Source organism: Brevibacillus sp. BD137 (genome assembly GCF_041644655.1).
Taxonomy (GTDB): Bacteria; Bacillota; Bacilli; order Brevibacillales; family Brevibacillaceae; genus Brevibacillus; species Brevibacillus brevis_D.
In genome coordinates this window covers 22,407-34,285 of the sequence record NZ_JAOTNO010000014.1, presented here as the reverse complement: position 1 = coordinate 34,285, position 11,879 = coordinate 22,407, and the positions used below count along the sequence as shown (strand labels likewise).

At 47.9% G+C, this 11,879-nt stretch carries 15 protein-coding genes; 14 read left to right on the top strand and 1 reads right to left on the bottom strand.

The genetic code is table 11. The features are described 5' to 3' along the window. The first annotated feature begins 101 nt into the window (after positions 1–101). From ODZ53_RS23915 to ODZ53_RS23900, 4 genes are all read left to right on the top strand, one after another. Positions 102–491 (top strand): hypothetical protein, encoded by a 390-nt coding sequence (locus tag ODZ53_RS23915; protein ID WP_012684232.1) that lies wholly within the window; start codon positions 102–104, stop codon positions 489–491. Between the two features lie 27 nt (positions 492–518). Beyond that, positions 519–1,121, top strand: coding sequence for a gluconate 2-dehydrogenase subunit 3 family protein (locus ODZ53_RS23910; protein WP_173627308.1), 603 nt, complete (start codon positions 519–521; stop codon positions 1,119–1,121). Then, the gene (locus ODZ53_RS23905) at positions 1,108–2,727 is read left to right on the top strand and encodes a GMC family oxidoreductase (RefSeq protein WP_372680555.1); all 1,620 of its coding nucleotides are present in this window, start codon (positions 1,108–1,110) and stop codon (positions 2,725–2,727) included. Before ODZ53_RS23910 ends, ODZ53_RS23905 begins: the two co-directional genes overlap by 14 nt. Before the next feature lie 96 nt (positions 2,728–2,823). Further along, entirely contained in the window at positions 2,824–3,159 is a 336-nt protein-coding gene (locus ODZ53_RS23900) for an ArsR/SmtB family transcription factor (protein WP_012684235.1), read from the top strand. 21 nt (positions 3,160–3,180) lie between these two features. Here the strand turns inward: ODZ53_RS23900 and ODZ53_RS23895 are convergent, their stop codons facing one another. Next, positions 3,181–3,432, bottom strand: a complete 252-nt coding sequence (locus ODZ53_RS23895; protein ID WP_372680553.1) for a glutaredoxin family protein — start codon at positions 3,430–3,432, stop codon at positions 3,181–3,183. Positions 3,433–3,602: 170 nt separating this feature from the next. On the opposite strand from ODZ53_RS23895, the gene ODZ53_RS23890 reads away from it, so the two are divergent. The 10 genes from ODZ53_RS23890 to ODZ53_RS23845 all read left to right on the top strand — a co-directional run bounded on the left by ODZ53_RS23890 (position 3,603) and on the right by ODZ53_RS23845 (position 11,861). Continuing rightward, positions 3,603–3,851 (top strand): gamma-type small acid-soluble spore protein, encoded by a 249-nt coding sequence (locus tag ODZ53_RS23890; protein WP_199928178.1) that lies wholly within the window; start codon positions 3,603–3,605, stop codon positions 3,849–3,851. A gap of 153 nt (positions 3,852–4,004) precedes the next feature. Further along, the gene (gene acpS, locus ODZ53_RS23885; protein WP_012684238.1) at positions 4,005–4,391 is read left to right on the top strand and encodes a holo-ACP synthase; all 387 of its coding nucleotides are present in this window, start codon (positions 4,005–4,007) and stop codon (positions 4,389–4,391) included. A 265-nt stretch (positions 4,392–4,656) separates the two neighbouring features. Next, on the top strand, positions 4,657–5,694 hold the full coding sequence (locus tag ODZ53_RS23880) for an outer membrane lipoprotein-sorting protein (protein WP_064203384.1): 1,038 nt from the start codon (positions 4,657–4,659) through the stop codon (positions 5,692–5,694). 725 nt (positions 5,695–6,419) lie between these two features. Next, positions 6,420–7,502 carry a hypothetical protein gene (locus ODZ53_RS23875; RefSeq protein WP_372680550.1) on the top strand — a complete coding sequence of 361 codons (1,083 nt, stop codon included), beginning with the start codon at positions 6,420–6,422 and terminating at the stop codon, positions 7,500–7,502. Between the two features lie 185 nt (positions 7,503–7,687). Further along, positions 7,688–8,128: a hypothetical protein gene (locus ODZ53_RS23870; RefSeq protein ID WP_012684242.1), complete on the top strand. Its 441-nt coding sequence runs from the start codon at positions 7,688–7,690 to the stop codon at positions 8,126–8,128. Between the two features lie 2 nt (positions 8,129–8,130). Beyond that, positions 8,131–9,333, top strand: a complete 1,203-nt coding sequence (alr, locus tag ODZ53_RS23865) for an alanine racemase (RefSeq protein ID WP_372680548.1) — start codon at positions 8,131–8,133, stop codon at positions 9,331–9,333. A gap of 230 nt (positions 9,334–9,563) precedes the next feature. Continuing rightward, positions 9,564–9,863, top strand: a complete 300-nt coding sequence (locus ODZ53_RS23860) for a CopG family ribbon-helix-helix protein (protein ID WP_007721089.1) — start codon at positions 9,564–9,566, stop codon at positions 9,861–9,863. A 3-nt stretch (positions 9,864–9,866) separates the two neighbouring features. Further along, on the top strand, positions 9,867–10,217 hold the full coding sequence (locus ODZ53_RS23855) for a type II toxin-antitoxin system PemK/MazF family toxin (protein WP_005830205.1): 351 nt from the start codon (positions 9,867–9,869) through the stop codon (positions 10,215–10,217). Between the two features lie 208 nt (positions 10,218–10,425). Next, a complete protein-coding gene (locus tag ODZ53_RS23850; RefSeq protein ID WP_173627302.1) occupies positions 10,426–10,854 on the top strand; it encodes an anti-sigma regulatory factor in 429 nt (142 codons plus the stop codon). Positions 10,855–10,859: 5 nt separating this feature from the next. Further along, a complete protein-coding gene (locus tag ODZ53_RS23845; RefSeq protein WP_199928175.1) occupies positions 10,860–11,861 on the top strand; it encodes a PP2C family protein-serine/threonine phosphatase in 1,002 nt (333 codons plus the stop codon). Positions 11,862–11,879: the final 18 nt, after the last annotated feature.

The window sequence follows — 11,879 nt, the reverse complement described above, 5'->3', positions numbered from 1 at the left end:
TTTTTTCTATTCATCATGCTGCTTGTATTGAAATAGGCAGAATAGGACCTGACAAGGACGGAAAAAATAGGCGCAATGTACGTAAAAAGGAGGATGTTTCCATGTGGCATGGCTGGCCGATCGAACGCGTACTGATACTTTTTACTGGATTGGCGTTTGCCCTGATTGCGGTTCAGGTCACACTTTTTCACTCTCGACAAAACTTCCGACATTGGGCAATGTGGATTCCTGTGCTTGAGCTCCCTGTATTTGCGGTTACTGCTATTGTTTTATCGTTTGTAAATGCGGGTTGGCTGCGCTGGGTGTTTGCTTTGATGATGGTCGTTGGCATGGTTGGGGGTTTGTATGGGGCCTATTTACATACGGTTGGCGTCGGGCAGCGTGTGGGGGGGTATTCACAGGGTCAAAATTTTCTCGTCGGTCCTCCTGTGATTCTTCCTTTACTGATCACGGCAATGTCTGCATTAGGGCTTCTTGCGCTGTTTTGGTAAAAATCGTTTTCAAAGGGGTGAGAGAACATGGAAAAGCCTAAACGTTACCCATCCTATGATGTTTGGGACCAGCATACAGAGTGGGATGCTCACACCAGGAAAGTGGTAGGCGCCAGACGAATGCCCGCGATTGCCAATCAATTTTTTACCAAGCCTGAATCCTTGCTTTTGCAGACAGTCGTAGGCGTATTGGTCAATGATCACCGTTTGGAGGTGCTGACCTTTGTGGTGGAGCATCTAGATAATACGACGGCTAGTAATATCGGAGAATCACAACGTAAGGTCGGAATTCCACCCAAAAAAGAGCTCTATCGCTCGGGCTTGAAAGGGATTGATGCGGAGAGTCATGCCGCTTATGGAACTGATTTTGTTGCGTTGAAGCTAGATCAGCAGGAAGCTGTTCTTCAGCACGTCGCGAATGGAGGCATCCAAAACCAGGAGGCGTGGAAAGACTTTGCTCCCGCAGATTTTTTCAAGCGGTTGCTGCATGACACAGTCAGTGCGTACTATTCGCATCCGTTAGTTTGGTCGGATATCGGCTATGGCGGACCAGCATATCCGCGCGGCTATGTACGGGTGGAAAAAGGATTGACGGACCCATGGGAGGCGAAAACAAATGACGAGTCATGACCATCATACGATTACTCATCGCCCTACTCCTGTGGATCAAAGAAAATACGCCGATGACGCAGATGTATGTATCGTAGGTGCCGGAGCGGCAGGAGGCGTGCTGGCTTATGAGTTGGCAAAGGCCGGGTTGCGCGTAGTCGTACTGGAAGCGGGGCCGTTTTGGGACCCGCAGCACGATTTCGCCAGTGATGAGCTGTCGATGCGGAGATTGGCCTGGCAGGAAACGAGGCTGGTAGCAGGCAAAGACCCGCTGCGTTTGGGACATAACAACTCAGGACGGGGAATTGGGGGAGGCACCGTGCATTTTACGGGGGTGTTCCTGCGTTTCCACGAGAGTGATTTTAAGACGAAGACGGTAGACGGCGTAGGGGAAGACTGGCCGATTACGTATCAGGACCTTGCCCCGTACTACGACAAGATCGAACGGGAGATTGCGGTCTCAGGTCCTAATCATTTTCCGTGGGGTTCCTTTCAAGGCCCGTATCCGTACCCGGTTCGGGAGCCCATCAGCGCCAACGCGCAACTATTCCGGGAAGGGTGCGAGAAGCTGGGGATCGAGAGTGTGGTCGCCCCTCTGGCGATTTTATCGGGTCCATTTGATGGGCGTCCCCCCTGTATCAATCGTGGCTTTTGCAATCAAGGGTGCATGCCGAATGCCAAGTACAGCGGGTTGATTCATCATATTCCCAAAGCGATAGCGGAGGGGGCAGAGGTACTGGCCGACTGCATGGTGACGGAAATTTTGATGGCTGGCGACCGGGTCGGCGGTGTGTTGTTTAACCATAATGGTATGACGCACAGGCAAATGGCTCGTGTGGTCATCTTGGCTGGTTTTGTGGTGGAGACTCCCCGATTGCTGCTCAGTTCGGCGAATACTCAGTTTCCGCAAGGGCTGGCGAATTCGAGTGGATGGGTAGGAAAAGCAATTATGCCCCACTCCAGTCATGATGTATACGGACGTCTACCGGAGGAAGTGCGATTGTATAAAGGAACCCCTGTGCTTGCCTTGACGCAGCATTTTTATGAGACGGATCGCGAACGAGGATTTGCCCGCGGATATACATTGAGTGCACACGGGTCACGTCCGGTCGGGATGGCGGCTGCCATTGCTGCCGAGAGAGAAGACGGCTCGTATTTATGGGGAAAACAGCTTCGAGAGACCATGCTGGATTACAATATGTATGCGCGGGTCACCTTGGTAGGGGAAGTACTGCCTCACCCCGATAACAGAGTGACGCTCTCAGGGGAAAAGGATGAATACGGAATGCCGATCCCTACGGTAACGTTCAGTTATCAGGAGAACGACAAACAGCTTTACAAGCATGCCATTGGGCAAATGAACCGGATTATTGAAGCGATGGGGGGACATCCGGAGCATGTGGTGTCTGATACCGCTCATCTCATGGGGGGATGCCGGATGGGGAATGACAGGGAAACCTCTGTTGTGAATGAATACGGGCAGTCACATGACATACCCAATCTTTTCATAGCAGGGGCTTCTACGTTTGTTACCTCAAGTGGTAGTAATCCGACAAATACAGTCATGGCGCTGGCTGCTCGCACTGCAGACAAGATCATTGAGGCGATGAAAAAGCAAGATGTATAGGCGGGGTTCACATAACTTTTGCGTTCTATCTTCCCCATCATATAAGCCATATAGTATACTGATAAACAGATATGTAAGGCAAAGGTGGGTATCCTTATGGAAATGGATTTGATGCAGGTTCTGTTTTTGTCAGAGACTTATAAGCTACTTGGTGACAAGACGCGCTTGACGATCATGGCTCTCCTGCAAGTACAGTCCTTATGTGTCCGTGATCTCGTGGAAATTTTGCAAACTTCCCAGCCTTCTGTTTCCCAGCACCTGGCTAAGTTAAAAACGCATGGTTTGGTCAAAGAGCGCAGGAAAGGACCATGGGTTTATTACTCCGTTAATACGGAATGCAGTCCTGAAGTGAAGCAAATTTTGTCTAACTTGCCGGACATGTCGCCAGTCGTCAAACAAAAATCAGCTGCAAGTGAACCTTCATTTGGCTGATCAGTCGTAAAAAGCGTTGGATCAATTGAGATCCAACGCTTTTTTTAGTTCATCCTTGTCAAATCCATGGATGACAATTTGCTCGCCGTTTTCCTTTTCAATGTAGGTTACAGGTGTCATGCTGGCGCCTAATTGAATGGCTTCCTGGAAAAAAGCCTCGTTTTGACGGATGTCTTTGTCTTCGAAAGCAATGTTGTTTGAAGTCAGCCACATTTTTTCTTCCTGACAAGGACCGCAAGTGACTTGGGTATAGATAATAACCTTGTGAGCCATACAGAATTGCTCCTTTCAAAAGCAGAGTAGAAGCCTTGCCTTTCCAATATGAATGATCGGCCGAGACAAAGCAAGTAAACAACAGCATGATTTGGAAAAATGAGGATGGATACGCATGTAGGGGGCTGTACAAATTATATTCAGTGACGTCGAGGAGGTGAATGTTAACGATGCCTAAACAAAACAACCAAGCAGGTATGGGCCAAGCGAACCAAGCTAGCCAAGCAGCTAACACTGCGACTGAATTCGCAAGTGAAACAAACGTATCAGAGGTTCGTCGTCAGAACCAACAATCCGCACAACGCGCTACTTCCCAAGGCGCTGCGACTGAGTTCGCAAGTGAGACAAATGTTGCGGAAGTTCGCCGTCAGAACCAACAATCGGCTGCACAACAATCTTCTGGCCAAGTTACTGAGTAGGAGCCAGCGGACAAAAGCCCTCGCAATTTGCGGGGGTTTTATTTTTTCCGTAAAGTCTATGCATGAAATGTGGTCTCTATCCTCGCACTTGCAAAAGCGTGGAAGTGGATGATACTGTGATTCGTAAATCAGCCCACTAGGAGGCAAATGCTCATGATCATTGGAACAGGCGTAGACATTGTGGAAATAGAGCGCATCGCTACTTTGATAAAAAGACAAGAGCGTGCAATCAAACATTTTTTGACCACAGATGAACAACAGCTCCTGCATGGAAAATCAGAGACGAGACAGGCGGAAATGGTTGCAGGCAGATTTGCTGCCAAGGAAGCGGGAGCAAAAGCTCTTGGCACAGGCATTGGTGCTGTACTCAGCTTTTTGGATATGGAAATCCTCCCGAATCATTTGGGCAAGCCGGTCATGACCATAAAGAACGAGGTGTACAGCAAACTTGATCTGGACCCCACTCGGGTTCATATTCATGTGAGCATTTCGCATAGCCAGTCGCATGCGATTGCGCAAGTCATTGTAGAAGAACGATAGATGTTTGGAAAAAACCGATAAACTTGTCTGCATATTGGGACGAGGATGGACATACATTTATATCGCGTAGATCAGGAGGGACTACCTGCTCTTACACAGGAAGGCTAAGTCTGTAGCCGATCCAAGCGATATGTCGCCAACTTCGTAACCATTTGCAACCATTGACACGATGTGCGCTGCATGGGCGAGAGACTGACAGATTTCCCAGGAAATAGACAGGGATGCCCTTCTTTGTCGAAAATATTGACAAGGAGGAGTTCATTGAATGAAACGGGTAGCTTTACCACTGGTGTTATTGTTGGTTTTCACCCTGTTCCTCGGCGGTTGTTTCGGTCAGAAAACACCAGAAGATGTGGTGAGCGACCTGAACGGTGCGCTGGGAAAAATGTCTGGGTACAAGTCTCAGGCAGTTTTGACCATGCAGACAGGCTCTACCCCCATGGAGTACGATGTTCAGGTCTGGTATGAAAAGCCAACCAACTATCGGGTAGCTCTCACCTCAAAGCAGCGTGGCATTACACAAATCATCTTGCGAAACAATGAAGGAGTCTTTGTACTGACCCCGCACCTAAACAAGAGCTTCCGCTTCCAAAGTGGCTGGCCTGAGAACAACGGACCGTTATATCTATACGAAACGCTGGCCAAGAGCATTATCGATGACACTGAGCGCCAAATGAAGATGGAAGAAAAACAGTATGTATTCGAAGTGAAAGCGAACTACAGCGGCAATCGTTCTTTGACCAAGCAAAAAATTTGGCTGACAGAAGATTTCAAACCAACGCACGCCGAAATTATGGATGCTAGCATGAATCCGCTCGTACGAATTGATTTCACTGATTTTTCGTTCAACCCTATGTTTGACAAAGACGCCTTTGACAAAGAGCGCAATATGACAACAAGCTCGTTGACAACGATCCCAACAATGGCGCAAACAAATGGACAGGTCGTAAAACAACCGAACAGCCAATTCGGTGTTATCGTCCCTACGTATATGCCAGAAGGGGTTAAGCAAGGAGATATCGAGCCAGTCACCCGTGATGGAGAGAGAAAGGTTATCTTAACCTACAAAGGGACTTACAACTACAAGGTAATCGAAGGTCGCCCGACAGCAGCATCTGTATCGTATGAGCAAGGTATGCCTGTGAACCTCGGCTTTACGGTTGGTGTGCTTGCGCAGACAGGTGAAAATCAGCGACTGCTGACGTGGGAGCTCGACGGCATCGAATATACAATCGCGGGGGATCTTCCTGAGGAAGAAATGGTGAATGTCGCTCAGTCGACATATGGCCTCAGCGCGAAATAAAAGCGTGGGAGAGGGGACGGTGAATGCCGTCCTCTTTTGTTTTCCAATTTGAAAGTGGCTGCGGTGGAGGGGAAGAAGCGCATTTCCAGTCTACGCTTCGGCCTACGCCCTGCAAGGGGTTAGACTGTCCGCTTCGGATTGAATGTCGGGAGCGCTTCAAACGTAGAAGTTTCGATGAAGTAGTTCATAAGTGAAGCTGAAATTCCCCGCCATTCAATCCTACGCTCAGGTGGGCTCCAGAGGCGCTTGGACTGGAAATGCACTTCTTCCCAAGCGGCTTTGTTCTACTATTTGAGAAGAACCCCCTGATACTCAAAGGATGATCTTCCTAAGTATTAAAGGTAGCGATGAATCAAAAAAGCTGGTGAAAAGAAAAAGCACAGGGCTCGCAGACCTTGACAACGCCTACCCAGTCGGAACTGCAAAAAGAGGACCACGCTTGTCGAACACTTCTTCCTTGAGAAACATCCGCCCGTAGGGTGGCTTTGGATCGACGGTCCTCTTTTTGCAGTGGAGACGGTCAGTCAATCCCCCTGCTGGCGTGTCAGAGTCGAAGATAACTGTGCTTTTTCTTTTCCTCCACCATGTTGACTCATAGTTTTTTACGATTTTCCCTCAAGTTTTCCTTTTTTCTCAAACGGGAATCTAAAAATACCCATGTACACTTGGTCTTGTACCAAAGAACAAGCACACTACACGAGCAAAGACGAAAGGGTTGAGTGTATATGTTTAGCAAAACGAAAATGGGAATGCTGATGGGAACGATGGCAGTAGTTCTGAGTCTGGGTAGCATAGGCGGAGCAATGGCAGCCGATTCAGCAAAACCAACTTCATTGAATAAACCCGTAGAAGTAAAATTCAAAACTGGCAAGATGGGCCACCACGGTGGGGTGGGCTTCAAAGAAAATAAAGAGCTGCTCTCTCTGTTAAAGCTGGATGCTGACAAGCTGAAAGAAGAGCTTGCGGCAGGGAAAACACTCGCAGCGATTGCACAAGCCCAAGGAGTTGACACTGCAGATGTCGTGGCACTTCTGGTTGACCAGCAAGAAGCCAAACTGAAGGAAGCAGTAGCAGCAGGCAAGCTCACGCAGGAGCAGGCAGATAAGCTGTCTGAAAATCTGAGCGACCGCGTAAAAGAACAGGTAGAAAACTCGAAACCGGATAAAGGCTTCGGCAGAGGAGGCTTCATCGGTGGCTTCGAGAAAAACCAAGAACTGTTGTCTCTCTTGAAGCTGGACGCCGATAAACTCCAAGAAGAGCTGAAAGCGGAGAAATCGCTGGCTACAATCGCAGAGACCCAAGGCGTATCCGTGGATGATCTGGTAGCACTGTTGGTGAAACAACAGGAAGCCAAGCTGAAAGAGGCAGTAGCGGCAGGCAAGCTCACTCAGGAGCAAGCCGACAAGATGAATGAAAAAGCGAGCGAACGAGTAAAAGAAATGGTGCAAAATACGCATCACGGACGTGGACCAGGTAAAGGAATGGGTATCGAGAAAAATGAAGAACTGCTGTCCCTCCTGAAGCTGGATGCAGACAAGCTGAAGGAAGAGCAAAAAGCAGGAAAATCGTTGGCGACTATCGCTAAGGAGCAAGGTGTAGAAGTGGATGACGTTATCAAGCTCTTGGTAGGTCAGCACGAAACCAAGCTAAAAGAAGCAGTTAAGGCAGGCAAGCTCACACAGGAGCAAGCTGACAAGCGCAGCGAGGAATTGACTGCGATGGTGCAAAAGATGGTGGACGGCAGCTTTGAAAAAGTCGTTTTCCCAAGACATGAAAAAGAGAAAAAGGACCAGAAGGAAACCATGTAGAAAAGTCAGGCAGGTGGGAGTTACTCCCATCTGCTTTTCTATTTTCTCGGGATTGGTCGATGTGCGTCGATTTGTACATAAAAACCAACGTGCGAATGAGGTGAAAGGACAATCCGCGAATTGACACACAGCGGGAAAACACGATACATTCAGAGTAACTTATTGAATGAGGTGGCATGCTTTACATGAAGAAACCGTCTAACGAAGTTTTGTACCAGGAAGCATCGACCTACAAAGACATGCTCCTGCGAAAAAGCTGGAAAATGCGCATTAACGAGACTGTCATGTTTGTTCTGGGGATGATGATTCTCGCTCAATTTTTCCCGACCAATGACACGAGATTCAAGGTCCTTGTTTTCGCCATTGCCATTGCTGTTGTTGGATTGTCTCCGTTTATGTACAAATCGGTATTACGTCCGGTGTACAAGCTGACCAAGACCCACCTGATTATCTCCTTGTCAGGACAGGAAAAGAGCTACCCGCTGTCTGAAGTCGAGCAAATTTATGAAGGCCGTCATTTTTATCTCGTAGGCGGCAAAAAGGAATCCCTGATGGTTTCCAGGCAATTTCTCAGTCATTTGAATGAACGCTTGTTTTACTATAAAAAAGGGAACAAGAGGAGATAGGAATGAAATCGTTTTGTCGTGACACTTGGGTAGAGGTTGATTTGGATGCCATCCGGGCGAACCTCGAGACATTCAAACGCCATTTGCCAGAAAAAACGGGTATTATGGCTGTTGTGAAAGCAGACGGGTATGGTCATGGCGCTGTCCATGTTGGAAAAGAAGCGTTGGCGAGCGGTGCAGATTCACTTGCAGTCGCATTGCTCGATGAAGCGCTTATTTTGCGGAGGGCAGGGATCAAAGCGCCGATTTTAGTGTTGGGATACACACCTGTCGAGTCCATTGTCACTGCAAGCGAGCTGGAAGTAGAGTTAACTGCTTACAGCGTCGAATGGATCACAGAAGCGAACGACATTCTTCAGAAAAACGATCACAAGCCTGTCGGGATTCATGTGAAGACCGATACGGGGATGGGACGTTTAGGTGTTCGGACAAAGGAAGATTTGCTTGCGGTTGTAAGTGCCCTTGAAGAATGCTCGAAGCTTAAGTGGACAGGCATTTTTACGCATTTTGCCTGCGCGGATGAACCAGATACAACCCATGTGCGACGACAACACGACTTGTTTCAATCCTTTTTGCAAGCACTGCGTGAAGCAGATAAAACATTGCCGACCGTTCATTGCTGCAATACGGCTGCGGCTATCGCATTTCCCGATTGGGGGTATGATACGATTCGTTTAGGCATAGGTTTATACGGATTGTATCCTTCTTTGTACATGAAAGAACGTGCGGATGTTATTCTTGCCCCCGCGTTGGCGCTCAAGACCAGAATTGCCCACGTGAAGAAGGCAGATGAGCCATTTACGGTCAGCTATGGTGCTACGTATACAGCACAGCCGGATGAGTGGATTGCAACGCTGCCGATCGGATACGCAGATGGCTATTCTCGCCTTTTGTCCAACCGCGGAGAGGTGTTGTACAATGGCTCGCGCTACCCGATTGCAGGCAGAGTTTGCATGGACCAAATCATGGTCAGCCTGAATTCGACAGAAGCAGCGGTCAATGATGAGGTCGTCTTGTATGGTAAGCAGGGTGATGAGGAAATCTCCTTGGATGAAATTGCCGATTTGCTGGGAACAATCAATTATGAGGTTCCTTGTATGCTGAATTACCGAATTCCGCGCCTCTATTTGCGCGACCAGAAGGTAACAGACGTATTTCACCCATTGACGATGAAGCACTCGTCCCATGAAAATGTAAATATCTAGCAGGGAAAATCAGCAGGAATTTCCCCGTGGAACACGAATACTAGTTAAGCGAAAAAGCTGGCTTTTTTGGGTAAACGAAGTCTTCACCTGCACCTTTGGATTGTTTACACTCACGTTTTCTCACCGAAAAAGCGCACAGTAGGTATATTTTTGCAATGGATTCGACATAATGGTATTGTTCATATTGGCTGTTCTTTCTAGAACCAGCAAAGCGGATGGAAGTTACGGTCATGGTTGGAGGTGGATTTGTCTTGTCGAAGTCAAACACGAAACGCATCATGATCAGCTTGCCACAACACTTGCTTCAGGAAGTGGATGGCGTTATTCAAAAGGAAAAATCCAATCGCAGCGAGTTTATTCGTCAAGCGATGCATTTGTATTTGAAAGAGCGAAAAAAACGCACAATCCGTGAGACCATGCAAAAAGGGTACATGGAGATGGCGAAGATCAATCTGAATATGGCATCGGAGGCTTTTGGCGCTGAAGAAGAGGCTGACCATACTCTTGTCCGCTTAGTTAGCGGGGTGTGACTGGTGATTGTCAAACGTGGCGATGTGTTTTTCGCGGACCTGTCCCCGGTCGTTGGCTCTGAGCAAGGAGGCGTACGGCCTGTTTTAGTCATTCAAAACGACATTGGAAATCGATTTAGTCCGACGGTCATCGTCGCAGCCATTACGGCGCAGATTCAAAAGGCGAAGCTGCCTACGCATGTGGAAATTGACGCAAAAACTTATGGATTTGATCGTGACTCCGTTATTCTGTTGGAACAAATACGAACCATTGACAAACAACGTCTAACTGATAAAATTACGCATCTCGATGACGAGATGATGGATCGGGTTAATGAATCCTTGCAAATCAGTTTAGGACTCATTGATTTTTAACGTGTGAAAAAAGATCAGATTATTTGATAGGAAAAGCCACTTGAGTGAAGCAAGTGGTTTTTTGCTGTCAGATTTGCAGGGATTTCGTGGGTGTACATCGAACTGTTCGAAAAGAGAATATAAGACAAAATGTGACACAATATGATTTATTTTTCGAGGTAGAGAAAAAACTCATTTCTACCTACCAAGCGAGGCGGAAGGGGTTTTTTTGGTTGTGGCAGACTATTCTCCTGAGACAATCAATATAGAACAAGAATCAGACATCGTGACGGCGCGGCAAGTGGGGCGAAATATGTCGAAGCTGTTTGGCTTTGGCACGATCACGCAGTCCCGCATCGCCACGTCAATCTCTGAATTAGCTCGCAACATTTATTTGTATGCGGGCGCGGGGACGATCACTATTTCGCCGATTGAGCGCGAAGGAATGATCGGCTTGCAAATAACAGCAAATGACAGCGGTCCAGGGATTCCTGATATTCGCCAGGCATTAGATGATGGCTATTCGACTTCGGGTGCCCTCGGAGCCGGATTGCCGGGTGTCAGGCGCATGATGGATGAATTCGAGATCCACAGTACCCTGGGGGAAGGAACGCGTGTTGTTGTTGTGAAGTGGAGCGATCAAGCAAAGGAGGAATGAGATAGATGGTAACCCGGAGCTTCCAAGAAGAGTATGTAAAAATTCTTCGGGATTACCTGAGTGCTCAAGGAGAGGACCAGCTTTATGGAGCCCAGCAGTTGGGCAAATGGATGCTTTCTCAAGATATTTCACCAGAAGAAATAACTGATTTGCATGCGCAAGCGCTTGAGCAGCTCGGGGAAGTGCCAGAGTTTGTACGCTCCTCCTTCTCCATTTTGACAGAGGTCATGATCGAATATGGGAATGAGCACCGATCCGTAAATAGCTGGCGCAATCGCCATCAGCAGATGGAATCAGAAATAGCCGTGGCGAAAGCGATGCAGCAATCACTTTTGCCAAGTGAGGTTCCAGTCTATTCAGAACTGGAGATTGGCGTAGTGAGTATTGCTGCCAAACAAATCTCGGGCGACTACTACGACTTCATTGAGCAAAGTGAAGGGCGTTTTGGTGTCGCCATAGCAGACATTACCGGAAAAGGAATGCCTGCTGCGATGTGTATGTCGATGGTGAAATATGCGATAGACAGCCTTGGACAAATGGAGCTGGGTCCCGATGAAATGCTGCACCATATAAACCGGATCGTGGGAAGAAATATTGATCCGAGCATGTTTGTGACGATGATGTTTGGCAGTTACGACGCGAAGGAACACTGTTTCCGCTATGCCATGGCAGGACACGAGCCAGGGTTTTTGTACCGGTCGGCCGAAGGAAAGTTTTACGATCTTGAAGGACGAGGGAATGCACTCGGTTTATGCCCAAACAGTGAATACGAAGTTCAGGAGATTCGTTTAGAAATGAATGATGTTCTGATTCTTCTGACGGATGGTGTAACAGAATGCAAAAATAACCGATATTATTTGCAAAGGGAAGAGCTTGTACACCATTTGCAAAAAGAGGTTGGCGAATCTGCCCAAAAGATGGCAAACGGCCTGTACAATAGACTGCTTCTGCTCTCCCAGTTTAACCTGCTGGATGATTACACCATGATTGTACTTCGAAGAACTTAAGCAACGTACGGGGGGAGA